At 39.7% G+C, this 22,655-nt stretch carries 20 protein-coding genes, 20 tRNA genes, 2 rRNA genes and 4 riboswitches; of the genes, 2 read left to right on the forward strand and 40 right to left on the reverse strand.

Going from position 1 to position 22,655, the window contains the following annotated elements; all coding sequences use genetic code 11:
• Positions 1-2: 2 nt before the first annotated feature.
• The 16 genes from kdpB to tenA form a co-directional block, all read right to left on the reverse strand.
• Positions 3-2,102 (reverse strand): potassium-transporting ATPase subunit KdpB, encoded by a 2,100-nt coding sequence (kdpB, locus tag MHH71_RS12085; RefSeq protein WP_033798637.1) that lies wholly within the window; start codon positions 2,100-2,102, stop codon positions 3-5.
• Positions 2,103-2,115: 13 nt separating this feature from the next.
• Positions 2,116-3,783 carry a potassium-transporting ATPase subunit KdpA gene (gene kdpA / locus MHH71_RS12090; protein ID WP_006093595.1) on the reverse strand — a complete coding sequence of 556 codons (1,668 nt, stop codon included), beginning with the start codon at positions 3,781-3,783 and terminating at the stop codon, positions 2,116-2,118.
• Positions 3,784-3,802: 19 nt separating this feature from the next.
• On the reverse strand, positions 3,803-3,883 hold the full coding sequence (gene kdpF / locus MHH71_RS12095; protein WP_000972378.1) for a K(+)-transporting ATPase subunit F: 81 nt from the start codon (positions 3,881-3,883) through the stop codon (positions 3,803-3,805).
• Positions 3,880-3,984, reverse strand: a complete 105-nt coding sequence (locus MHH71_RS12100; protein WP_016113183.1) for a hypothetical protein — start codon at positions 3,982-3,984, stop codon at positions 3,880-3,882. The genes kdpF and MHH71_RS12100 overlap by 4 nt, the downstream gene beginning before the upstream one ends.
• 101 nt (positions 3,985-4,085) lie before the next feature.
• Positions 4,086-4,229, reverse strand: a riboswitch (cyclic di-AMP (ydaO/yuaA leader).
• Between the two features lie 256 nt (positions 4,230-4,485).
• A complete protein-coding gene (locus tag MHH71_RS12105; RefSeq protein ID WP_006093593.1) occupies positions 4,486-4,707 on the reverse strand; it encodes a hypothetical protein in 222 nt (73 codons plus the stop codon).
• A gap of 13 nt (positions 4,708-4,720) precedes the next feature.
• Complete coding sequence (locus tag MHH71_RS12110) at positions 4,721-5,119, reverse strand: hypothetical protein (RefSeq protein WP_003195320.1); 399 nt, start codon at positions 5,117-5,119, stop codon at positions 4,721-4,723.
• Between the two features lie 93 nt (positions 5,120-5,212).
• A riboswitch (cyclic di-AMP (ydaO/yuaA leader) is annotated at positions 5,213-5,360 on the reverse strand.
• A 251-nt stretch (positions 5,361-5,611) separates the two neighbouring features.
• Positions 5,612-6,424 carry a bifunctional hydroxymethylpyrimidine kinase/phosphomethylpyrimidine kinase gene (gene thiD, locus MHH71_RS12115; RefSeq protein WP_006093592.1) on the reverse strand — a complete coding sequence of 271 codons (813 nt, stop codon included), beginning with the start codon at positions 6,422-6,424 and terminating at the stop codon, positions 5,612-5,614.
• Between the two features lie 6 nt (positions 6,425-6,430).
• Positions 6,431-7,450 (reverse strand): thiazole biosynthesis adenylyltransferase ThiF, encoded by a 1,020-nt coding sequence (locus tag MHH71_RS12120; RefSeq protein WP_018782379.1) that lies wholly within the window; start codon positions 7,448-7,450, stop codon positions 6,431-6,433.
• Entirely contained in the window at positions 7,443-8,213 is a 771-nt protein-coding gene (thiG, locus tag MHH71_RS12125; RefSeq protein WP_003195314.1) for a thiazole synthase, read from the reverse strand. Before thiG ends, MHH71_RS12120 begins: the two co-directional genes overlap by 8 nt.
• A gap of 2 nt (positions 8,214-8,215) precedes the next feature.
• Complete coding sequence (gene thiS, locus MHH71_RS12130) at positions 8,216-8,419, reverse strand: sulfur carrier protein ThiS (RefSeq protein ID WP_006093590.1); 204 nt, start codon at positions 8,417-8,419, stop codon at positions 8,216-8,218.
• Positions 8,420-8,670: 251 nt separating this feature from the next.
• The gene (thiO, locus tag MHH71_RS12135; protein WP_018782380.1) at positions 8,671-9,789 is read right to left on the reverse strand and encodes a glycine oxidase ThiO; all 1,119 of its coding nucleotides are present in this window, start codon (positions 9,787-9,789) and stop codon (positions 8,671-8,673) included.
• Positions 9,782-10,402 carry a thiazole tautomerase TenI gene (gene tenI / locus MHH71_RS12140; RefSeq protein WP_018782381.1) on the reverse strand — a complete coding sequence of 207 codons (621 nt, stop codon included), beginning with the start codon at positions 10,400-10,402 and terminating at the stop codon, positions 9,782-9,784. The genes thiO and tenI overlap by 8 nt, the downstream gene beginning before the upstream one ends.
• 10 nt (positions 10,403-10,412) lie before the next feature.
• Positions 10,413-11,414, reverse strand: coding sequence for an ABC transporter substrate-binding protein (locus MHH71_RS12145; RefSeq protein WP_033795897.1), 1,002 nt, complete (start codon positions 11,412-11,414; stop codon positions 10,413-10,415).
• Positions 11,411-12,163 (reverse strand): ABC transporter permease, encoded by a 753-nt coding sequence (locus MHH71_RS12150; RefSeq protein WP_033798633.1) that lies wholly within the window; start codon positions 12,161-12,163, stop codon positions 11,411-11,413. The genes MHH71_RS12145 and MHH71_RS12150 overlap by 4 nt, the downstream gene beginning before the upstream one ends.
• Positions 12,160-12,909: an ABC transporter ATP-binding protein gene (locus MHH71_RS12155; protein WP_018782384.1), complete on the reverse strand. Its 750-nt coding sequence runs from the start codon at positions 12,907-12,909 to the stop codon at positions 12,160-12,162. The genes MHH71_RS12150 and MHH71_RS12155 overlap by 4 nt, the downstream gene beginning before the upstream one ends.
• A complete protein-coding gene (tenA, locus tag MHH71_RS12160) occupies positions 12,878-13,573 on the reverse strand; it encodes a thiaminase II (protein WP_006093584.1) in 696 nt (231 codons plus the stop codon). Before tenA ends, MHH71_RS12155 begins: the two co-directional genes overlap by 32 nt.
• An 85-nt stretch (positions 13,574-13,658) precedes the next feature.
• A riboswitch (TPP riboswitch) is annotated at positions 13,659-13,761 on the reverse strand.
• Between the two features lie 61 nt (positions 13,762-13,822).
• Positions 13,823-13,933, reverse strand: a riboswitch (TPP riboswitch).
• Positions 13,934-14,474: 541 nt separating this feature from the next.
• Here tenA and MHH71_RS12165 point away from each other — a divergent pair.
• Positions 14,475-14,876, forward strand: a complete 402-nt coding sequence (locus tag MHH71_RS12165) for a M23 family metallopeptidase (protein ID WP_006093583.1) — start codon at positions 14,475-14,477, stop codon at positions 14,874-14,876.
• Positions 14,877-14,882: 6 nt separating this feature from the next.
• On the forward strand, positions 14,883-15,215 hold the full coding sequence (locus MHH71_RS12170; RefSeq protein WP_018766918.1) for a hypothetical protein: 333 nt from the start codon (positions 14,883-14,885) through the stop codon (positions 15,213-15,215).
• A 120-nt stretch (positions 15,216-15,335) separates the two neighbouring features.
• Here the strand turns inward: MHH71_RS12170 and MHH71_RS12175 are convergent, their stop codons facing one another.
• The 24 genes from MHH71_RS12175 to MHH71_RS12290 all read right to left on the reverse strand — a co-directional run bounded on the left by MHH71_RS12175 (position 15,336) and on the right by MHH71_RS12290 (position 22,603).
• On the reverse strand, positions 15,336-16,487 hold the full coding sequence (locus MHH71_RS12175) for a DUF3965 domain-containing protein (RefSeq protein ID WP_006093582.1): 1,152 nt from the start codon (positions 16,485-16,487) through the stop codon (positions 15,336-15,338).
• Positions 16,488-17,014: 527 nt separating this feature from the next.
• Positions 17,015-17,434, reverse strand: coding sequence for a CBS domain-containing protein (locus MHH71_RS12180; RefSeq protein ID WP_006093581.1), 420 nt, complete (start codon positions 17,432-17,434; stop codon positions 17,015-17,017).
• A gap of 175 nt (positions 17,435-17,609) precedes the next feature.
• A tRNA-Glu gene (locus tag MHH71_RS12185) sits at positions 17,610-17,681 on the reverse strand.
• Position 17,682: 1 nt separating this feature from the next.
• Positions 17,683-17,757: transfer RNA gene (locus tag MHH71_RS12190), tRNA-Asn, on the reverse strand.
• Between the two features lie 3 nt (positions 17,758-17,760).
• Positions 17,761-17,837 (reverse strand) — tRNA-Ile (locus MHH71_RS12195).
• A gap of 10 nt (positions 17,838-17,847) precedes the next feature.
• Positions 17,848-17,918: transfer RNA gene (locus MHH71_RS12200), tRNA-Trp, on the reverse strand.
• A 3-nt stretch (positions 17,919-17,921) separates the two neighbouring features.
• Positions 17,922-17,997, reverse strand: a tRNA-Thr gene (locus MHH71_RS12205).
• A gap of 16 nt (positions 17,998-18,013) precedes the next feature.
• A tRNA-Phe gene (locus tag MHH71_RS12210) sits at positions 18,014-18,086 on the reverse strand.
• Between the two features lie 10 nt (positions 18,087-18,096).
• Positions 18,097-18,172: transfer RNA gene (locus MHH71_RS12215), tRNA-Asp, on the reverse strand.
• Between the two features lie 3 nt (positions 18,173-18,175).
• Positions 18,176-18,252, reverse strand: a tRNA-Met gene (locus tag MHH71_RS12220).
• A 24-nt stretch (positions 18,253-18,276) separates the two neighbouring features.
• Positions 18,277-18,369: transfer RNA gene (locus MHH71_RS12225), tRNA-Ser, on the reverse strand.
• 93 nt (positions 18,370-18,462) lie between these two features.
• Positions 18,463-18,555, reverse strand: a tRNA-Ser gene (locus MHH71_RS12230).
• Positions 18,556-18,570: 15 nt separating this feature from the next.
• Positions 18,571-18,643 (reverse strand) — tRNA-Ala (locus MHH71_RS12235).
• A 14-nt stretch (positions 18,644-18,657) separates the two neighbouring features.
• Positions 18,658-18,731, reverse strand: a tRNA-Pro gene (locus MHH71_RS12240).
• Between the two features lie 10 nt (positions 18,732-18,741).
• Positions 18,742-18,815: transfer RNA gene (locus MHH71_RS12245), tRNA-Arg, on the reverse strand.
• A 3-nt stretch (positions 18,816-18,818) separates the two neighbouring features.
• Positions 18,819-18,907: transfer RNA gene (locus tag MHH71_RS12250), tRNA-Leu, on the reverse strand.
• A 16-nt stretch (positions 18,908-18,923) separates the two neighbouring features.
• Positions 18,924-18,998 (reverse strand) — tRNA-Gly (locus tag MHH71_RS12255).
• 29 nt (positions 18,999-19,027) lie between these two features.
• A tRNA-Leu gene (locus MHH71_RS12260) sits at positions 19,028-19,108 on the reverse strand.
• A gap of 16 nt (positions 19,109-19,124) precedes the next feature.
• Positions 19,125-19,200 (reverse strand) — tRNA-Lys (locus MHH71_RS12265).
• Between the two features lie 4 nt (positions 19,201-19,204).
• Positions 19,205-19,279, reverse strand: a tRNA-Gln gene (locus MHH71_RS12270).
• An 11-nt stretch (positions 19,280-19,290) separates the two neighbouring features.
• A tRNA-Tyr gene (locus MHH71_RS12275) sits at positions 19,291-19,374 on the reverse strand.
• A gap of 9 nt (positions 19,375-19,383) precedes the next feature.
• Positions 19,384-19,459 (reverse strand) — tRNA-Val (locus MHH71_RS12280).
• Positions 19,460-19,463: 4 nt separating this feature from the next.
• Positions 19,464-19,579 (reverse strand): 5S ribosomal RNA (gene rrf, locus MHH71_RS12285).
• A gap of 102 nt (positions 19,580-19,681) precedes the next feature.
• Positions 19,682-22,603 (reverse strand): 23S ribosomal RNA (locus MHH71_RS12290).
• Positions 22,604-22,655 lie beyond the last annotated feature (52 nt).

A 22,655-nucleotide genomic window follows, 5' to 3' on the forward strand; every position in this document is an offset into this window, starting at 1 on the left:
CCTTATATGAACAATCCTACAATTAGATCAATTACCTTAATCCCAATGAAAGGAACAATGACTCCTCCAAGTCCGTAAATTAATAGGTTTCGACCAAGCAATGCATTGGAACTCATCGGTTTATACGCAATCCCCTTCATTGCTAATGGAATGAGTAATGGAATGATAATCGCATTAAATATTAATGCTGATAAAATAGCTGAAAGTGGCGAAGTTAATTTCATTATGTTCAGTGCTTCCATTTGCGGAATTGCTAATGTAAACATCGCTGGAATAATCGCAAAGTATTTTGCTATATCATTCGCGATACTGAACGTTGTTAACGCACCACGCGTCATTAACAGCTGTTTACCAATACCTACAACCTCAATAATTTTTGTTGGATTGGAATCTAGATCAATCATATTAGCTGCTTCTTTCGCAGCTGTTGTTCCACTATTCATCGCTAACCCAACATCCGCTTGTGCTAATGCTGGTGCGTCATTCGTACCATCACCAGTCATTGCCACAAGTTTTCCTTTATCTTGTTCTGCTTTAATAACTGCAATTTTATCTTCTGGCTTACATTCTGCAACAAATTCATCTACACCTGCTTCTTTCGCAATTGTTGCTGCTGTTAATGGGTTATCCCCTGTACACATAACCGTTTTGATTCCCATTTGGCGAAGTTGTTCAAAACGTTCACGCATACCAGGTTTTACAGTATCCTTTAAATAGATTAAGCCATAAATACGATCATCCACTGCAACTACAAGTGGTGTCCCACCTTCTTTTGAAATTAAATCTGCCTTTTGACTCACATCTTTTGGAATCGTACCACCTTGCGCTTGTACCCACTCAATAACAGCACCAACTGCACCTTTTCTTACTTTTGTACCATCAAGTAAGTCTACACCACTCATTCTTGTTTCTGCTTTAAACGGAACAAACTCTCCTTGCTCAGCAAGCTCACTGTTATATGATAAAGCTTTTGATTTTACATATTCAATTACAGAACGACCTTCTGGTGTTTCATCTAAAACTGATCCTAATGCAGCCCATTTTGCTAATTGTTCAATTGTTTCGTTTCCTACAGGAAGTAATGTATGTGCCATCCGGTTTCCAAAAGTAATAGTACCCGTTTTATCTAAAATAATTGTATTAATATCACCCGCAGCCTCTACAGCTTTACCTGACATTGCTAATACATTAAATTTCGTAACACGGTCCATTCCTGCAATCCCAATCGCGGATAATAATCCTCCAATTGTTGTTGGAATTAAACAAACAAGAAGTGCAACAAGTACGGCTGTATCAATCTTAAACCCTAAATAATTTGTAAAAATCGGTAGTGTTACAACTACAATTAAGAAAATAAGAGTTAAACTTGTCAGTACTGTATTCAGAGCAATCTCATTTGGTGTTTTTTGACGGGCAGCCCCTTCTACTAAAGAGATCATTTTATCTATAAATGACTCACCTGGATTGCTTGTAATCGAAATTGTAATCTCATCACTAACAACCATTGTACCGCCTGTTACCGAACAAAAATCACCACCTGCTTCTTTAATAACAGGAGCAGATTCACCTGTAATTGCTGATTCATCCACCGATGCCAAACCTTTAATGACTTCACCATCACTTGGAATCATTTCCCCTTGCTTTACAATTACAATGTCACCTTTTCTCAGCTCAGTCGCTGAAACTTGAACGATTTTCCCATTCTCTTTTATGACATTTGCAAATACATCTTTCTTCGATTGTTTCAAAGAATCTGCTTGCGCTTTCCCACGCCCTTCAGCTAATGCTTCTGCAAAATTCGCAAATAACACTGTAAATAATAGAATGAGAGAAACTGTTATATTAAACCAACCTGGTATACTACTAGATATATTAGGAAGAAACGATAAAATAAAAGTGATAATAAATCCAATTTCTACTACGAACATAATTGGATTTTTCACCATTACTTTTGGATTCAGTTTTGCAACTGATTGTTTCATCGCATGTGTAACAATATCACGATCCATTGTTTTCGCTTGTCTAACTTCACTTTCTACAGCATGTATTGACGATGGAATCGATTGATTTGCTTGTTTTTCTTTTACCACTACTGGTTTCATCATTTACCCTCCATTACTTCAATGTAAGAAATTCTGCAATTGGTCCTAGCACTAACATTGGGAAGAACGTTAATGCACCAACAATTACAATTGTTCCAATGAAAATGCCCCCAAATAAACTATTATCTGTGCGGAACGTTCCTACTGTTTCTGGCACTACCGTCTTCTCTTTCAATGAAGCTGCGACAGCTAACATCGTAATTAAACTGAAATAACGTCCTAAAAACATTACTAAACCAGTTGTAATATTCCAAAATGGTGTATTATCTCCTAGTCCCTCAAATCCAGATCCATTGTTGGCAGCAGAAGATGTATACTCATATACAACTTGCGTTAAACCATGAAAACCTGAATGAGAAATCGCATCCGTCCCTAAATGAGTTGAAAGGGCCAATGCTGAAAATCCTAAAATAAGCAATGGATGAAATAATATTGTTACCGCAATTAATTTCATTTCTTTTCCTTCAATTTTCTTACCTAAAAATTCTGGTGTCCGTCCAACCATTAATCCAGATATAAAGACTGCAATAATTGCGTACATAATGATATTGACAAAACCTGCTCCAACACCACCAAACACTGTATTTAACATCATGTTTACAAGTGGTACCAATCCACCAATTGGTGTTAACGTATCATGCATTGTATCAACTGCACCTGTTTCGGCTGCTGTTGTTACTGTCGCATACAGTGAAGAAAAGACTGTTCCAAATCGTACTTCTTTTCCTTCTGTACTGCCTTGCACATGTTCCATACCCATTTGATTTAATACTGGATTCCCATGTAATTCAGATGAAACAATCGTTACAAACCCAATTAAAAATACCATAAATAGGGAAACGAAAAGGATACGCCCTTGTTTCTTATTGCCAACCATTCGTCCATACGTAAACGGTAAAGCTGTTGGCAGTAACATCATGAGCATCATTTGTAAGATGTTACTGATTTGTCCTGGATTCTCAAATGGATGTGTGGAGTTTGCTCCGAAGAATCCGCCACCATTGTTACCAAGTTCCTTAATTGAAACAAATGAAGCTACAGGACCACGCAAAATACTCTGTTTCACACCTTCAATTGTTTGTGCTGTAACTGCTCCGTCTAAAGTTTGCGGTACACCAAGCGCAACAAAAATCAGTGCTGCAACAAATGCAATGGGAAGAAAGACCCTTGTTAAAGCTCGAGTAAAATCAACGAAAAAGTTCCCCAGTTCCTTGCCTGCTAATCCTCTTATAAAAGCCATAACAAGTGCTAATGTCGTTGCCGGTGCAGCAAACATTAAAAATGTGATCCCAATTAATTGTGATAAATAAGATAATCCGTTTTCGCCGCTATAATGCTGTAAGTTTGTATCCGCCATAAAGCTGATTGCTGTATTAAAAGCAAGCGTTGGCTCCATCCCTTCAATATGAGCCGGATTTAATGGAAGCACGCCTTGTAAGCGAAAGATGAAGTATACAACAACGATCATGAAACCATTGAGTGCAACTAGCGATAAAGCGTATTGTTTCCAACTCTGGTTATACGCTTTAACACCTGCAATTTTGAAAATAATCTTTTCAAAAGGCCCAAATACTTTTTCTAATCTGCTATTTCCTTGAAAGGCTTTCTCTAAATAAGTACCCGTTGGCTTTGCGACAAGAATGAATAACAACATTGTGATTACAACTGCGACCCAAATCATAATAAATGCTTCCCCCTAGTTAAAACTTTTCTGGATTTAATAACGCATAAACTAAATACACCGTAATTGCTGCAACAATAACCGATAAGGCAATCATCATGATTGCTTCCCTTCTTTCACAACTTTATCTGACCAGCTCGCTAGCCCTATCATAGATGCTACCAATACAACACAGATTCCGATCATCACAACATCAAGCATTATAATCCCTCACTTTTAAATGTTAAATTTTACCATATACCCATCGAAAAAAGAACACTGAGGCTCTACTCAGTGTTCAAAAATGAACAACACAAAAGTAAACCTCCTCTCCAAACGCTTACGAGGTTAGCTGTCGGATTCGGGCCTAAAGAGTAGCCCTACTTTCGTAATGAAAGATTCACCCCAAGTGACAATGCACAAAATTGGTTCCCCCGCTCCATTTCTGGACTCAGCGATATCAGGTTGTTTTTGGAAATATTTATGAACAATTTATGAATGTAAATATACTCCTCTATATTTAACTTGTAAAGAGTAAAATTACCTAAAATAAGAAAATATTTCATCATTTAAACGCTTACATTGATTAAGATTAATATTTTATCATCTGTTTCCTTGTCTTTTCTTTCTTTTTCATCAAAATCGATTTTTAATATGAAATAAAAAAAGAGAATGAATTTGAGTACCGTTTTAATAGTACCTTGAATTCATTCCCTTTTTGCATTATAAAAATGAACGCAAGTTTCTCCCACGAATATAGACTCGTGTTAGTTCCACATGCAACATTTCATACGCAATAATATCCGTTTCTAAATACAAACTCTCTTCTGATGGCAATATCATATATGGTTTTGGAAACATAGAATCCATTGCTAATTCTTGAACTCGCTCTACTGATACTGCCCAACGATACGCTATATCCTCGCGTAATAACACCTTCATCATCACTTCCCCCGCCCTATTCAAAAAATAAAAAAGAAATGTTATCACAATTTGTAAACACTACAAATGTAGCTCCAATTGTTTGATAGAGCCTTACTGGATATCTTTTATTTCTTGTGACAACTGTAATAGGTGCTTGAAAAGAAAATCGAATACGCTCGGTAAAAAAGCTAACTGTTGGAAGCTCATCTCCTAGCAGGATTACTTTTTTAATCCTCTTGCAAATATTAGTTAAATTCTGCTCACCATTGCAACAATAAGTTGATTCAAATCCACATGCTCGCACTTCAGCCGCTACATGTTCAGTTGCGGTAAAAATAATCATATCTTGTTGAAAAGGCACTAATTCTCGTAAACTGTTTACTTTTTCCTCTTCCCCTACACAAATGAGCGTTACCTCTTTTTCCCCATCCATGTACATCATCCTCCTTAGCATAAAAGAATTCAAATATAGATTGATATTCTCCTATACTAGTCAGACCGATGAAGTGATGTATCCATCCATGCACCATCCTCTCTCAAGACGCTTACGAAGTTAGCTGTCGGATTCGGACTTTGAGAGTAGCCCTACTTTCATCATGAAAGATTCACCCCTAGTGACCATGCACAATTTGGTTCCTCCGCTCCAAATGAATCGGACTCAGCGTTACAAAAAACAGATTCTGGCTGATATAATACTCCTAAATATGGAAAAAGTAAACAATAAAAAAAGCCAGTTATAAAACTGACTTCCCCATCAAAACTTGAATATTTATGCACGGGTTTCTTGACGTTTGCCCCGCATTAACAGGCAGTAAGATCCCCAAAAATGCAGCGAAAGCAAAAGCTACTAGATGGGGAATCAACTGCCTGTAAAAGCCCGATTGGTGAAGGCTAATAATCAGTGGGGGATGAAGCTCTCCACTGATTAAAGTTTCACTTTATATGCAAAATGGTTCGTTGGCCCATGACCACTTCCAATATTCAATTGCTGTTCAATTGCTATGCTAATAAACTTTTTCGCTTCTCGAACCGCTTCTTCGATTGGATACCCATTTGCAAGTCCTGCCGTTACAGCAGATGCAAATGTACAACCGCTACCATGCGTTTGTTTTGAATCAATTCTTTCACTTCTATACTCAATAAATTGTTCACCATCAAATAAGAAATCAATAACTTCATTTCCTTGATAATCCGCATGTCCACCTTTCATAAGAACGTACTTGGCTCCTAATCTATGCAACTCTTTTGCAGCTTCTTTACTATCTTGGATGTTATGAATCTCCATCTCTGTTAATACTTCTGCTTCCGGTACATTCGGAGTCACAACTGTTGCAATTGGTAATAAATATTCCTTTAATGCTTGCACAGCTTCTTGTTGTAACAATGATGCTCCACCTTTTGCAATCATAACAGGATCTAGTACAATATTATTCCAGCCAAACTTTTTAATATTTTCTGCAACGACCTTAATAATTTCACTACTAAATAGCATGCCAAGCTTAACAGCATCTGGTGTTAAATCAGCACCAATTGAATTTAATTGCTCCTGAACCCCTTCAAGTGTAACAGGATATACTCCTTGCACACCAAGTGTGTTTTGAGCTGTAATAGCTGTAATAGCTGTCATTCCATATACACCAAGCTCTTGAAATGTTTTTAAATCTGCTTGAATACCTGCACCACCGCCGCTATCTGATCCAGCAATTGTTAAAGCTTTATTCACTTTCATCTCACTCATCCTTTTCTATCCAAAATAGCGATGATAAATCGTTTTTGCTTCTACTATATCTTTTGTTCCATGCACAAGTACGCGTCCATCTTGAAAGGCAACTAGTCGCTTTCCTTCAACTGAAAATGATAATAAATAGGGATTTACCATTAAATCTGCTACGCGATCGCGCAGCAGCTCTTTATATCGTTTAAAATCTAATTGTTCTTTATAAGGAGGTCTAATTTGAACTGTATTTCTTCCACATAAAACTGCAGTTTTCGATGTATTCTCTTTACTTAAATATGGGTAGAGTGCTTCCCCACCACATGATGGACAATTCGGCTTTCGAAGCTTTTGCACATTCATACATGAATATTCGTTTTTCCATACATCAAACGACACAAGTCCATCACGAAGTGCTTCATAATCCTCTACTAAAATTTTAATCGTTTCCGTTACTTGATGAGAAACAACGAGAGATACAGCAGGTGAAATAATACCTGCTGTATCACATGTTGCTCCGCCAAGCGGAATAGATTGTAATAAACAAGATAAACATGGCGTTTTTCCTGGTAAAATCGTATAAGAAAGGCCGTAACTTCCTACACACGCCCCATAAACCCACGGAATTGAATGTTTTTGTGATATATCATTAACGATAAAACGTGTTTCAAAATTATCAGTCGCATCAATCATTACATCGACATTTGTAACAAGCTCTTCTAATTCCTCTGCTGTCACATCTTGAACATATGCTTCTACAATTACATTGCTATTAATCGCTTGCAAACGTCTTTGTGCTGCTACAGCCTTCGGAAGATTACTTTCTACATCCTCCTCACAATATAGCTGCTGACGTTGTAAATTGCTCCAATCAATATAATCGCGATCCACAATCGTCACATGGCCGACGCCAGCTCTTACAAGCATCTCCGCATTCGCGCTACCAAGTGCCCCAGCACCAATGATTAACACATGCTTTTCGCCTATTTTTTGCTGCCCTTTTTCACCAATTGGAGAAAATAACTCTTGGCGAGAATATCGATTATTCAACTACGCTCATTCCTTCTAACGGGCTACTTGCTGTCGCGCAACGCTTACGTGCAATACGTCCTGCTTCAAATCCTAAACGTCCTGCATGAATACCTAATTTCATTGCTTCTGCCATTTTAATAGGATCCTTCGCTCCAGATACAGCTGTATTTAATAGCACACCATCCGCTCCTAATTCCATCGCAAATGCTGCATCAGCTGGGCTACCAACACCTGCATCCACAATTACCGGTACTTTTGCTTGTTCAATAATAAAGCTTAAGTTTAATGGATTTACAATTCCAAGTCCTGAGCCAATTGGTGATGCACCAGGCATAATCGCATGAACACCAAGTTCCTGTAATTTACGTGCTAATACAACATCATCAGATGTATAAGGAAGAACAATAAATCCTTCTTCTAACAACATTTCAGAGGCTTTTAAAGTCTCCACTGGATCAGGTAATAACGTTCTGTCATCACCAATAACCTCTACTTTTACCATGTCACAAAGCCCTGAAGCTTTTGCTAATTTCGCAATACGAACTGCTTCTTCAGCATTTTTTGCCCCTGCTGTATTTGGGAGTAATGTATATTTTTTTACATCAATTTTTTCTAATAAATTGGGTTGGTCTGCATCAAATATATCCATACGACGTACTGCAAATGTTAAAATTTCTGCCTCTGATACTTCAATTGCTTTTCTTTGTACATCAAAATCAGAAAATTTCCCTGTTCCTAATAAAAGTCTAGAATGAAATGTAAATGGTCCAATGTTCAACATAATCAACCGCCTCCTACGAAAGTTACAATCTCAATTTGGTCTCCATCAAAAACAGATATATCTCGATGGTCTTCTTTTTGCAAAATATCTTGGTTACGTTCCACCACAACAATTTTTGTATCCAATCCTAAATGTGTAAGCAATTCTGCTACTGTCTTAACACTCCCAGGTACCTCTACTTGCTTACCATTAATTTTCAAATTCAAACTTCCATCCCCTTTCTATATAAACCTTTCTTGTTAGGTGGGAGAGAGCATCCGACCATGCATAGAAGCGGTCAGATCCTTTTCCTGCCCCATGCCAAGTAAAAACAAAGAAAAAAAACGAGTGTAGTTCAGCTTTTATTCTTTGTCACATTGACTTACATGTTAAAAAATCAAAATACATTTATATAAAGTGAAACTTTAATCAACATGTGTTCTCTTTATCCCCCATCAATCAGGCGTTTACTGCCAGTTCATGCAGGATAAATTGATTTAGAAACCAATGAATCTAGCAAATAATTCCCTTGCTTTCCTTCTATTAAATCTGCCATATATTGACCAGAAACGGGACTTAATAAAATACCGTTTCTGTAATGACCGGTACAAGCATATAATCCTTTTATTTCCTCGTGTGCCCCCATATAAGGAACCTCGTGATTAGATTGCGGGCGTAATCCCGCCCACGTACTTTCCCATTCAGCTTCTTTCAAAGCCGGCAAGATTGTATAAGCACGTTCTAATATCGAAGTAATACTTTCTGGTTGTACAGACTTAGTAAACGTGTGAGGCTTCATCGTTGCTCCAATTACATAGCGTCCACCACGTTTTGGCGCGATATAAAACCGCTCTTGGAAAATAGGAGATTGCAGCAATGGTTTACAGCTCTTTACGGCAACAACTTCTCCTTTTACAGGATATGTACCCCAATCACTATGAAAATGATGAAGTAGTTTTGTACTCCACGAACCACCAGCAATTACTACCTTTTCACATGTAATCATACCTTCATTCGTAACAATTCCTACTACTCGGTTGTCTTCTATTTTGATATCAAATACTTCTGTTTGTTCATATATATCAGCACCAGAAATGGCCGCAGAGTGTGCAAATGCCTTTGTAAGTTCCGGTGCAATAACATGACCATCTTTTGGATAATATACAGCCCCAATGATCGATGAAGAGAGGAATGGCTCTTTTTCATAAAGCTCATCTCCTGTCAGAAAATATGATTCTTCACCTGTTTTCTGTTGCCAGTCCATAATATCTAGTATTCTTGTCTTCTCATCTTCATTTTGGGCTATACGATATATACCTTTTTCTTCATATCCAATATCAATACCCGTTTTTTCACGTAAAGCTGCTGCAAGTTGTGGAAATATTGCACGGCTTTTTCTAGCAAGCTCAAATAGTGGATCGTACGCATCCCACTCCGCCTGTACACCAAGTAAACCTGCCGCTGCTTTAGAAGCTTCAGACGCAATCCTTTGTTTCTCAACAATTGCAACTTGGTATCCTCTTTCCGCTAGAAAATGTGCAACTGAACTCCCAATCACACCGCCGCCAATAATGGCTACATCATACTTCTTACTCATGATTTTTCGCCCACTTTCTTATTGTCTCCTTGTACAACCTTGCCTGCTTATACGGATTACTATCACTTACAATCCCAGACATAACAGCAATACCACTCACGCCAGCTCTAAGAACCTCTCCTATATTTTTAGGTGTTATCCCTCCAATAGCTGTAATCGGTATCGTTAATCGCCTTGCTATATCTGAAATCTCTTCCAACCCTCTTGCCGGAACATCTTTCTTACAACTCGTTGGAAATACATGACCATAAACAAGTGAATCTGCTCCATTTTTGAACGCTACTATCGCTTCTTCTAAAGAATGCACAGAATAACCAACATGCAAATAAGAAAACTTTTCCTTTACAGACCTGACATCAGCACTTCGATACCCCAATTGTACGCGAGAAATATTTAATAGAATTGCAATATCGATTCGATCATTAATCACAAGCTTAGATGCCGGAAAGCCTCCTTTTAGGAGACCTTCCACACCTTCATATAACTCTTTCGTACTTTTCTCTCGCTCACGAATATGCAAATAATCAATCTCACTCTCAATTTGCATCGCTACATTCGCTAACTCTTCGAATGCCATCTGGCCATTTGAGATAACGTGGAGCTCATCTTTCATATTCACTCGCCTACTTTAAAATATTTTCGAATAATTCATTGGCAGGAACACTCTCTTTTGTCATGCCTTTTTCTTTCAACCATTTATTTTGTTTTTCCCATGACTCTTTCGTATCTGATAAAAATGGCTCATCTTTCGTTTCCATTTTCTCTAACAAAATTTTCATACTTTCTTTTTCAACTTCTGGAACAAGTGGGAAATTTTCCTTTTCTTGATGATTTAATAAAATACCCAGTGCTTCGTCTGGATTCTTTTTCATAAATTCATATCCTTTTTTCGCACCTCGTAAAAAGGCTTGCAACGCTTCTTTATCTTTTTTCAACGTTTTATCACCTGTTACAAAAACAAGTTCATGATAATTTGGTACACCATAGTCAGCTGGGTTGAAGTACGCTGGTTCATGGCCTTCATGACGCATAACAGGAACTTCATGGTTAATATAAGCACCTGTGACAGCATCTACTTTTTTCGTAATTAATGCTGGTACTAAATCAAATCCAACATCTACTACTTTTACAGTATCAGGATTACCACCAGCTTCTTTTACCATCGTTTTTAAATACGCTTCACTTAAAGGTGTTCCGGAATAACCAACTGTCTTTCCTTCTAAATCTTTTGGTGAATTGATTCCCGCTGATTTTAATGATACGACGTGATTTAATGGTGAACGGACCACAGCTCCGATTGATTTCACTGGAATTTGTTCATTTGCTTTTGCAATGACAACGTCTGGTTGATAATATAAACCAACTGTTACTTTCCCCGCTGCCGCTAATGTTAATGGATCGGTTGGATTAGAAGGGAATTTAATATTCACCTTTACTCCTTCTTCTTTAAAGTATCCTTTTTCAATCGCTGCATAGATAAAACTATGCACCGCATTTGGATACCAGTCGAGCATAACTGTTACTTCTTTTTCAGCCTTTTTCTTTTCTGATGATGAATTGCTAGAACATCCTGCAATCATTGCAACTAATAATGTAAACACAAAGATGCGTTTGAATAATTTCATGAATGTTTCCTCCAACTAATGAATTTCTTTTCTAATATAGAAACAAATAATACAAATAAAATAGCTAGTAATGATAGAAGCACAATCGGTGCAAACACACCAGCTCCGTCTAACTGTGTCATCATTCGTTTACTAAAGTATCCTAAACCAGCTTGTGCACCAAGCCACTCACCAATTGCTGCTCCAATGACACTAAGTGGAACAGCAATTTTTAAAGCAGAGAAAAAGTACGGAAGTGCAGATGGCAACTTTAACTTTAGAAAAATATCTTTTTTCGTTGCACCATATGTCACTAAAAGCTCCTCCCATTCCTTTTTCGTGCTGCGCAATCCATCATACGTATTTACCGCAATGGGGAAAAAGGTAATCAAAACTGTCACAACGACTTTGCTCCAAATTGAATAGCCAAACCATAAAACAAATAATGGTGCTAAAGCAGTAATTGGAATCGTTTGTGAAGCAACTAGTAACGGATAAAAAGCTCTTTCTATCCATTTACTCGCATTCATAGACATCGCCAGTCCAACACCAAGTACAATAGAAATAACTACACCGATTAAGACTACATATAAGGTTGCTGGCAAATGAACTGTAAGTAATATGTCACGCAGTGCCCACATTTTAGCTAGAATTGCAGTAGGAGATGGCAAAATATACATCTCATCTACAATTCTAGCCTCCACTTCCCAAGCTATGAGCAGTATGCTACTTAAAATCAGTGCAGGTAGTAGCTCTGTCACACGTTTCATACGAGCACCTGCCTTTGCAGCATACCGAGTAACTCATCTTTTAGCCCTAGTATCTCAGGCTTATGCAAATCTTTTCTTGAGCGCTCCGTTCCAAGTGGTACAACACGCTCCGTTAAAGTTGTTATAGGCTGCTCTGTCACTATTAAAATCCGATTAGAAAGAAAAAGTGCTTCTTCTACATCGTGTGTAATAAATAAAATGGTTTTTTGCCACTGTTTCCATTGCTCAAACAACCATTCTTGCAACGTTGCTTTCGTTAATGCATCTAATGCGCTAAACGGCTCATCTAACAATAAAATGTCCCCGCCTGTTAATAAAGTTCGAATAAAGGACACTCGCTGCCGCATACCACCTGATAAATCTTTCGGATATTTGTTCTCGTATCCTTGTAAACCAAATTGTTCTAACAGGTCTTTTGCCTTTACATGTGCTTCTTTTTTCTTTATCCCCTGGCACTCTAACGGCAGTGCTGCATTTTCAATAATTGTTCTCCATGGCAGAAGCATATCTTTTTGTGGCATATATCCTACAGGATGACTCGAGGTTTCTGTAAGTTGAATCGTTCCAGCCGTCGGTTCTTCTAATCCTGTAATTAAACGAAACAATGTACTTTTGCCACAGCCACTCGGTCCAATGATGCTAACAAACTCTTTTTCTTGCACGAAAGCATCCAGACCCTTTATAATTGGCTTTTCATCATAATGAAAGGAAACATTATGAAACTGTAGTATGCTCTTGCTCCTCAAAACCCCACATCTCCTTACGATACGCCATATCCCAGAATAAATACTCAAAGCGGCTAGAATATAAGAAAACCTCTTCTAATTTGTCTAACTCTTGTTCAGACTTTCCTTCAGCTAGTTCATTTAATAAATCCATTAGCCAAATGCAAAGTTTTCCATACTCTTCTGAGCTATATCCTTGAATCCACTCCCCAAAGAACTCATGATCCCTTGCTCCTGGAATATCATTTAAACGCTTTCCAATTTCCCAGTAGCTCCACATACATGGAAGCAGAGCCGCAATTAACTCTGCAAGCGTACCATTTTGAGATACTGACATCATATAGTTTGTATACGCTAAATTTTTAGCAGATGGTTTTGCCTCTTCCATCTCTTGTACAGAAATACCAAGGCGTTTTGCATACTGTTTATGGATCGTCATTTCTCCATTTAAAATGCCGTCTATTTGTTCTGCAAATTTTGCCATAACTTGCGGATTAGTCGCTTTCACAACTCCAATTGCATATAATTTTGCATAATCTAGTAAATATAAATAATCTTGTATGATGTAATATTGGAATTTATCCTTTTCTAATGTACCGTCCCCCATCCCAGTTACAAATGGGTGATTATGACTTTTTTCCCAAACAGGCTGTACTGTCTCAAATAATCTCTCACAAAACTTCATTTATATTTCCCCTTCCTTTATATCAATTTATTCAAATAAAAAACCACTCCTCTATAAGAAGTGGTTACATCAAATAAAAATACATTTATTCGTTGCTCCACTTCCCTACGCTAGCATAATCTAGATCAGGTCTGTAAGGGTTAAGGATTATTCCTCTCTCAGCACATAAAGCACCCCTAGTGGTTTCTACTATAAAATTGTCAAATAAAAAAGCCCTGTTTCTTTACGCAAAGAAACAGGGACTTACTGTTAATGTCCGAATTGCTTCCCTACGCTAGCATAATCTAGATCAGGTAATAAAGGATCAAAGACTCTCGGCCTTACTCTCAGCTGGCAACACCAACTCTCCTAGCACAATATGAAATTACCATAGTCAGTATAACACTGTCATCCATCATCAGCAACTGTTTTAACTTATCCCAATCCTATTTACGAGCCATGAATCCAATACAAAGTAAGAATTCTTTACATCAAAGTTCTACTTATATAAAATATGAAAAATAAATATATATATCCATTTTGATTTTCCAACATATAAGTCGCGGCTATGAAGAATAAAAGGTGACCTGTACTCATTTTCTCTTTTTGTTTAACTTAGTACGGGGTAGGAAAAGGATCTAACCGCTTCTATGCAAGGTCGGATGCTCTCTCCCTCCTAAAAAGAAAGCTTTTCTGTCAGTTTTTCAATTTAGATTTATATATCTATTCAGAAAATATCAATTATCTTTAATCCATATTATAATGATTATTAATCTGTTATTCTTTTAATATATTTCGATTCCATTAAAAAATTGTTATTTTTCTCATTTCATATTACAGTTATATGAATAATGCACAAAATATTATATCTTTATACTATAATAGGGAATGTATTAACACATCTATGGGGGGCTAATATTAGATGAAACAGAAAGCTACAGCTTTAACGGCAACTACTGTCGCAGTCGCATCTCTACTTCCATCCATAACTCAAGTAGATACACGTACTATAGCAGCTCAAGAATTGCCTACACAAGACACTAAATATATAAAACCGAATCTAAAAATATTATATTCGAATAATAAAATAAAAGCAAGGAATAATGCTAACTCCGTAAAAAATACAAATATTTCTACATCTACTAAACGGAAAAACAGTTATATTGTAAATGTTGGTGATCAAGTTCAGATTGGGGAATTGTTAGGACATATGGGAAATACAGGCCATTCATTTGGGCAGCACCTCCATTTTAAATTACATAATGGTGAATGGAATTTTGAAAAAACAAACGCAGTAAATCCACTGCAGTATTTAGTTCGGTAATATTATATGCCACGTAATATTGCCTTAATAATTGAGTATTTGGCTTTTCTCGGTTTAATTTGTTGTTTAGTAATTTACAATACTAACATTGTTTTTTTGAGTATCGTTATCTTATTTGTTACTATCGAATCTTTGATGGAAGCATTCAAAATCCGACTAAAGAAACACATTTCTCATATATATACTGCATTTGTTATTATCGGCGGTTTAATAACAAATATTATTTATAGTGGTTTTCACCTGGCTGCTATATTCCCTGTATTTTTTATAGGGGTACTACTCATTATTTCCCAATATATTTACATTCCTGATCACCGTAAGAAACAACAAGAAGCTTAAAATGGACGTATGTCTACTTCTCATTTACGACTAAATAAAAAAAGGTCTCACTTGAAGTGTGAGACCTTTTTTTATTTATACATTATAGAGAGTGAACAAGGGAAAGCACAAAACTTTTCTTTACCCACACGCATATCGTTCATAAATAAAACTTAAATTATATTTCTTCTCTAATCCCACTCGTTGTTCATCATCACACCAGTAAAATAAAATATCATGAATCGTTGCATAACGTTTATTCTTTAGAAATTGTTTGATAAATGACGGTAAACAATCATGTAATTGTATAAATATATAATTCCGCAAAAGTTCTTCCTTATGTTCAATTCCTTTACAAACATACATCAACTCTTCACAATAATATGCATGTTGCGGAACTTGAATCATTTCAAAAAATGGTACATATGATAATAGTTTTCCAATGAAATGCTCATATCGATTCATAAATTCAAACGACATGTGCTCCATCATTTCTTTCATTACATAAAGATAATCATCCACATGCGTGGTTTTTAATGGATTAAGGCGATCAGAAATTTGAGAAATTACAGCCCTTTGACATGCAACAACAGAACGACTTGGTCCATAATATGTTAAAAAATCCGTACACTTACGATATTTTTTTAATAAGTCATATATGTATAAGTCATAAACGTATGTATTGCAGTATATTGCTAAGTTCATCATCTCTTGATCTAATTGTTCTTTGGACAATAATTTTGCCTGTTTGCAAATATAAAAGAATGTAAGTTCCATTACTTCCTTATGAGATAATAGCTTCTCACATTTTTCAATACACTCTGTATTAAATTTAATTCTTTCCCATATCATTACATCATCATTTTCCAATTTACCAATTCGATATTTTACAATTAAGTAGTTCCAAGCCACAACTTGAGTTAAAATATCCCACGTTTCATATTCCATAGATGTATGTACAAATTCATCTAATCTTTGATTCACCATAAATGTATACGCTTCCTTATACCAACCGATTTTCTGGCATAAACGAACAATACGAATTAAAGTTGGTATTTCATCCTTATGGAACTGCGGCAAGTCCTGCACCTTATTCATTCCATATAAAATAAACGGAGCCAAGTTTTCTTGTTTATAAAATTCTTTTTCTTTCCAAGCTAAAATTGTCCGTTCTTTTCCTTCGCCTTTTGGATGATTTGGTACAAGTAAAGAAAATAAATCCGCAAAATTATTTGGTTCTACATAAACATCTGTAACCAAATTCCAATTTGGATTACTTTGTACATCCCTCATGTCATTTCCCCTCCATTTCTATTTATATATAAAATCTTTGATAGCTTAGTAGATAAACATAATATTATAAATATTAATATATTCAAAATAAATTATAAAACTTATATTTATTATTATATCATTTTTAACATAACAAAAATTAGCAATAGGAATTTTTAACCAAAATTTCAAATGAAATTAGCATATATTATTCTTCATATATACTTAGTTAAGCATCTTTACACCTTATATACATCTATGCCTAACATTTTGGATACGTTTTAATAACAATATAATTTTGCTTGCAGTATTAATAAAGTGAAACTTCCATCAGTAGGGATTTTCTTCATCCACCACTGATGGAAAGTCCTCACCAATCGGGCTTTTACAGGCAGTTATCCCTCACCTATCTTCCTTGCTTCACTCTGAACCTTGAGGTGGGGGGCTTACTGCCCGTTAATGCGGAATAAAACGTATCCACTCTTACCTATTCTCTAGCACCTAAATACACTGTATGTTGTAGCCTGAAAATAATCTGCATCTATTCGTTATTCTGTATGCTCGGAAATCTCACTTAAAGCAAATCCAGCTTGATCATCAGCTTTCTCTGCTATTGCTAAATCACCTAGCGCTAACATCCCAACAAGCTCTCCATTCTCAACTACAGGTAGTCTCCTGATTTGATGCTGTGCCATTAACTCTGTAGCATTTTCAATAGGGTCATCAGGAGATACGGAAACAATTTCTGTTGTCATGACATTTGTAATTTTATTAGACCCAGGATGTTTCTCAGCAATTCCACGAACAACTAAATCACGATCTGTGACAAGACCAACCACTTGATTATTCTCTACAATTGGAATCATCCCAATGGCCTCTTCTTTCATTTTCACAGCAGCTTCATATACATTATCTAGCGGTGTACATTGCACAATATCGGTACTCATAAATTCTCTAACTGTTGTCATGTAGCTCTATTCCCTCCTTTTTATACATACTATAGTTTTTCCAAAATCCCTCTATTTATTTCATAATAAATAGAGGGATTTTGGATTGACGATATCGTATATTAGAAAAGAACGTAACTTCACATTATATTTTTCATAAGAAAAAAAGAGCCAGCTAATTGCTGACTCTTTTTTATGACCCGTACGGGATTCGAACCCGTGTTACCGCCGTGAAAGGGCGGTGTCTTAACCGCTTGACCAACGGGCCATGGCTCCGCAGGTAGGACTCGAACCTACGACCGATCGGTTAACAGCCGATAGCTCTACCACTGAGCTACTGCGGAATATGGTGGGCCTAAATGGACTCGAACCATCGACCTCACGCTTATCAGGCGTGCGCTCTAACCAGCTGAGCTATAGGCCCATATTTCTTACAGGGGCAGTAGGAATCGAACCCACACTGGAGGTTTTGGAGACCTCTGTTCTACCTTTAAACTATGCCCCTAAGTGGTGCCGGCTAGAGGACTTGAACCCCCAACCTACTGATTACAAGTCAGTTGCTCTACCAATTGAGCTAAGCCGGCTTGTCAAAAAAAAATATGGCTCGGGACGGAATCGAACCGCCGACACGAGGATTTTCAGTCCTCTGCTCTACCGACTGAGCTACCGAGCCTTTATATAAATGGCGGTCCCGACCGGGGTCGAACCGGCGATCTCCTGCGTGACAGGCAGGCATGTTAACCACTACACCACGGGACCATTTGGTTGCGGGGACAGGATTTGAACCTGCGACCTTCGGGTTATGAGCCCGACGAGCTACCGAACTGCTCCACCCCGCGACGGTATTATATTATTTTAAAAAATGGAGGAGGTAGAGGGATTCGAACCCCCGCGCGACTCTCGCCGCCTGTCGGTTTTCAAGACCGATCCCTTCAGCCGAACTTGGGTATACCTCCATGAAATAAATATTAATTATATCTTTTAGTTATCTTTGTACATCTAATAGTTTTTATTAACTATCCAATCATTCCATTTTAATTATTATAAAATGGAGGAGGTAGAGGGATTCGAACCCCCGCGCGACTCTCGCCGCCTGTCGGTTTTCAAGACCGATCCCTTCAGCCAGACTTGGGTATACCTCCAATAAATAACCAAAGTGGAGCCTAGCGGGATCGAACCGCTGACCTCCTGCGTGCAAGGCAGGCGCTCTCCCAGCTGAGCTAAGGCCCCATGTTTTAAAAATATCGGGAAGACAGGATTTGAACCTGCGACCCCCTGGTCCCAAACCAGGTGCTCTACCAAGCTGAGCCACTTCCCGTTAATAAAAGCGCGCCCGAGAGGACTCGAACCCCTAACCTTTTGATCCGTAGTCAAACGCTCTATCCAATTGAGCTACGGGCGCATATGGTGCCGAGGGCGGGGGTCGAACCCGCACGGTGGTCACCCACCGCAGGATTTTAAGTCCTGTGCGTCTGCCTGTTCCGCCACCCCGGCATGTCATATTGAAAATTGGAGCGGAAGACGGGATTCGAACCCGCGACCCCAACCTTGGCAAGGTTGTATTCTACCACTGAACTACTTCCGCAAGACATGTATGAGATATTTTATTAAAAGTGCGGGTGAAGGGAGTCGAACCCCCACGCCAAAGGCGCCAGATCCTAAGTCTGGTGCGTCTGCCAATTCCGCCACACCCGCATATTTTTTTAAAGAATGGTGAGCCATGAAGGACTCGAACCTTCGACCCTCTGATTAAAAGTCAGATGCTCTACCAACTGAGCTAATGGCTCTTAATGGCTGGGCTAGCTGGATTCGAACCAGCGCATGACGGAGTCAAAGTCCGTTGCCTTACCGCTTGGCTATAGCCCATTAATTAAGAATGGTGGAGGGGGGCAGATTCGAACTGCCGAACCCGAAGGAGCGGATTTACAGTCCGCCGCGTTTAGCCACTTCGCTACCCCTCCGACATTATATGGTGGAGGATGACGGGATCGAACCGCCGACCCCCTGCTTGTAAGGCAGGTGCTCTCCCAGCTGAGCTAATCCTCCATTTGCCTGGCAACGTCCTACTCTCACAGGGGCAAGGCCCCAACTACCATCGGCGCTAGAGAGCTTAACTTCCGTGTTCGGTATGGGAACGGGTGTGACCTCTCTGCCATCATTACCAGACTATATTCACTTGAGACAAACACTATTATACTTAATTGATTAAAAAAGTCAATAAGTTTTTTTATGTTCTCTCAAAACTAGATAACATTTGCTTCATATTATATGGTTAAGTCCTCGATCTATTAGTATTCGTCAGCTCCACATGTCACCATGCTTCCACCTCGAACCTATCAACCTGATCATCTTTCAGGGATCTTACTAGCTTACGCTATGGGAAATCTCATCTTGAGGGGGGCTTCATGCTTAGATGCTTTCAGCACTTATCCCTTCCGCACATAGCTACCCAGCTATGCCCTTGGCAGAACAACTGGTACACCAGCGGTGCGTCCATCCCGGTCCTCTCGTACTAAGGACAGCTCCTCTCAAATTTCCTACGCCCACGACGGATAGGGACCGAACTGTCTCACGACGTTCTGAACCCAGCTCGCGTACCGCTTTAATGGGCGAACAGCCCAACCCTTGGGACCGACTACAGCCCCAGGATGCGATGAGCCGACATCGAGGTGCCAAACCTCCCCGTCGATGTGGACTCTTGGGGGAGATAAGCCTGTTATCCCCGGGGTAGCTTTTATCCGTTGAGCGATGGCCCTTCCATGCGGAACCACCGGATCACTAAGCCCGACTTTCGTCCCTGCTCGACTTGTAGGTCTCGCAGTCAAGCTCCCTTATGCCTTTGCACTCTACGAATGATTTCCAACCATTCTGAGGGAACCTTTGGGCGCCTCCGTTACACTTTAGGAGGCGACCGCCCCAGTCAAACTGCCCACCTGACACTGTCTCCCGGGTCGATAAGACCCGTAGGTTAGAATTTCAATACAGTCAGGGCGGTATCCCACCAGCGCCTCCACCGAAGCTAGCGCTCCGGCTTCAAAGGCTCCCGCCTATCCTGTACAAACTGTACCAAAATTCAATATCAGGCTACAGTAAAGCTCCACGGGGTCTTTCCGTCCTGTCGCGGGTAACCTGCATCTTCACAGGTACTATAATTTCACCGAGTCTCTGGTTGAGACAGTGCCCAAATCGTTACACCTTTCGTGCGGGTCGGAACTTACCCGACAAGGAATTTCGCTACCTTAGGACCGTTATAGTTACGGCCGCCGTTTACTGGGGCTTCAGTTCAGAGCTTCGCTTACGCTAACCCCTCTCCTTAACCTTCCAGCACCGGGCAGGTGTCAGCCCCTATACTTCGCCTTACGGCTTCGCAGAGACCTGTGTTTTTGCTAAACAGTCGCTTGGGCCTATTCACTGCGGCTTTCCGTTAAGAAAGCACCCCTTCTCCCGAAGTTACGGGGTCATTTTGCCGAGTTCCTTAACCAGAGTTCTCTCGCACACCTTAGGATTCTCTCCTCGCCTACCTGTGTCGGTTTGCGGTACAGGCACCTTTTATCTCGCTAGAAGCTTTTCTTGGCAGCGGGGAATCAAAGACTTCGCTCCATAAGGAGCTTCCCCATCACAGCTCAGCCTTCACGATAAGCGGATTTGCCTACTTATCAGCCTAACTGCTTGGACGTGCACAACCAATCGCACGCTTCTTCTATCCTTCTGCGTCCCTCCATTGCTCAAACGATAAAGAGGTGGTACAGGAATATCAACCTGTTGTCCATCGCCTACGCCTGTCGGCCTCGGCTTAGGTCCTGACTAACCCTGAGCGGACGAGCCTTCCTCAGGAAACCTTAGGCATTCGGTGGACGGGATTCTCACCCGTCTTTCGCTACTCATACCGGCATTCTCACTTCTAAGCGCTCCACCAGTCCTTACGGTCTGACTTCACTGCCCTTAGAACGCTCCCCTACCACTGATACCATAGGTATCAATTCGCAGCTTCGGTGGTGTATTTAGCCCCGGTACATTTTCGGCGCAGAGTCACTCGACTAGTGAGCTATTACGCACTCTTTAAATGGTGGCTGCTTCTAAGCCAACATCCTAGTTGTCTAAGCAACTCCACATCCTTTTCCACTTAATACACACTTTGGGACCTTAGCTGGCGATCTGGGCTGTTTCCCTCTTGACTACGGATCTTATCACTCGCAGTCTGACTCCTAAGGATAAGTCATTGGCATTCGGAGTTTGACTGAATTCGGTAATCCGATGAGGACCCCTAGTTCAATCAGTGCTCTACCTCCAAGACTCTTACACTTAAGGCTAGCCCTAAAGCTATTTCGGGGAGAACCAGCTATCTCCAGGTTCGATTGGAATTTCTCCGCTACCCACACCTCATCCCCGCACTTTTCAACGTGCGTGGGTTCGGGCCTCCATTCAGTGTTACCTGAACTTCACCCTGGACATGGGTAGATCACCTGGTTTCGGGTCTACGACCACGTACTAAACGCCCTATTCAGACTCGCTTTCGCTACGGCTCCGCCTCTTCAGCTTAACCTCGCACGGGATCGTAACTCGCCGGTTCATTCTACAAAAGGCACGCCATCACCCATTAACGGGCTCTGACTATTTGTAGGCACACGGTTTCAGGATCTCTTTCACTCCCCTTCCGGGGTGCTTTTCACCTTTCCCTCACGGTACTGGTTCACTATCGATCACTAGGTAGTATTTAGCCTTGGGAGATGGTCCTCCCAGATTCCGACGGAATTTCACGTGTTCCGCCGTACTCAGGATACATTCAAGAGAGAACGAAGTTTCGACTACGGGGTTGTTACCCTCTGTGACGAGCCTTTCCAGGCTGCTTCGTCTACCTCGTTCCTTTGTAACTCCGTATAGAATGTCCTACAACCCCAAGAGGCAAGCCTCTTGGTTTGGGCTAGATTCCGTTTCGCTCGCCGCTACTCAGGAAATCGCATTTGCTTTCTCTTCCTCCAGGTACTTAGATGTTTCAGTTCCCTGGGTCTGTCTTCCTTACCCTATGTATTCAGGTAAGGATACCATACCATTACGTATGGTGGGTTTCCCCATTCGGAAATCTTCGGATCAAAGCTTACTTACAGCTCCCCGAAGCATATCGGCGTTAGTCCCGTCCTTCATCGACTCCTAGTGTCAAGGCATCCACCGTGCGCCCTTTCTAACTTAACCAAACTAAAATTAAAAAATATGAGCTACACTGTTATCTAGTTTTCAAAGAACA

Source organism: Bacillus sp. FSL H8-0534 (assembly GCF_038005885.1).
Classification (GTDB): domain Bacteria; phylum Bacillota; class Bacilli; order Bacillales; family Bacillaceae_G; genus Bacillus_A; species Bacillus_A pseudomycoides.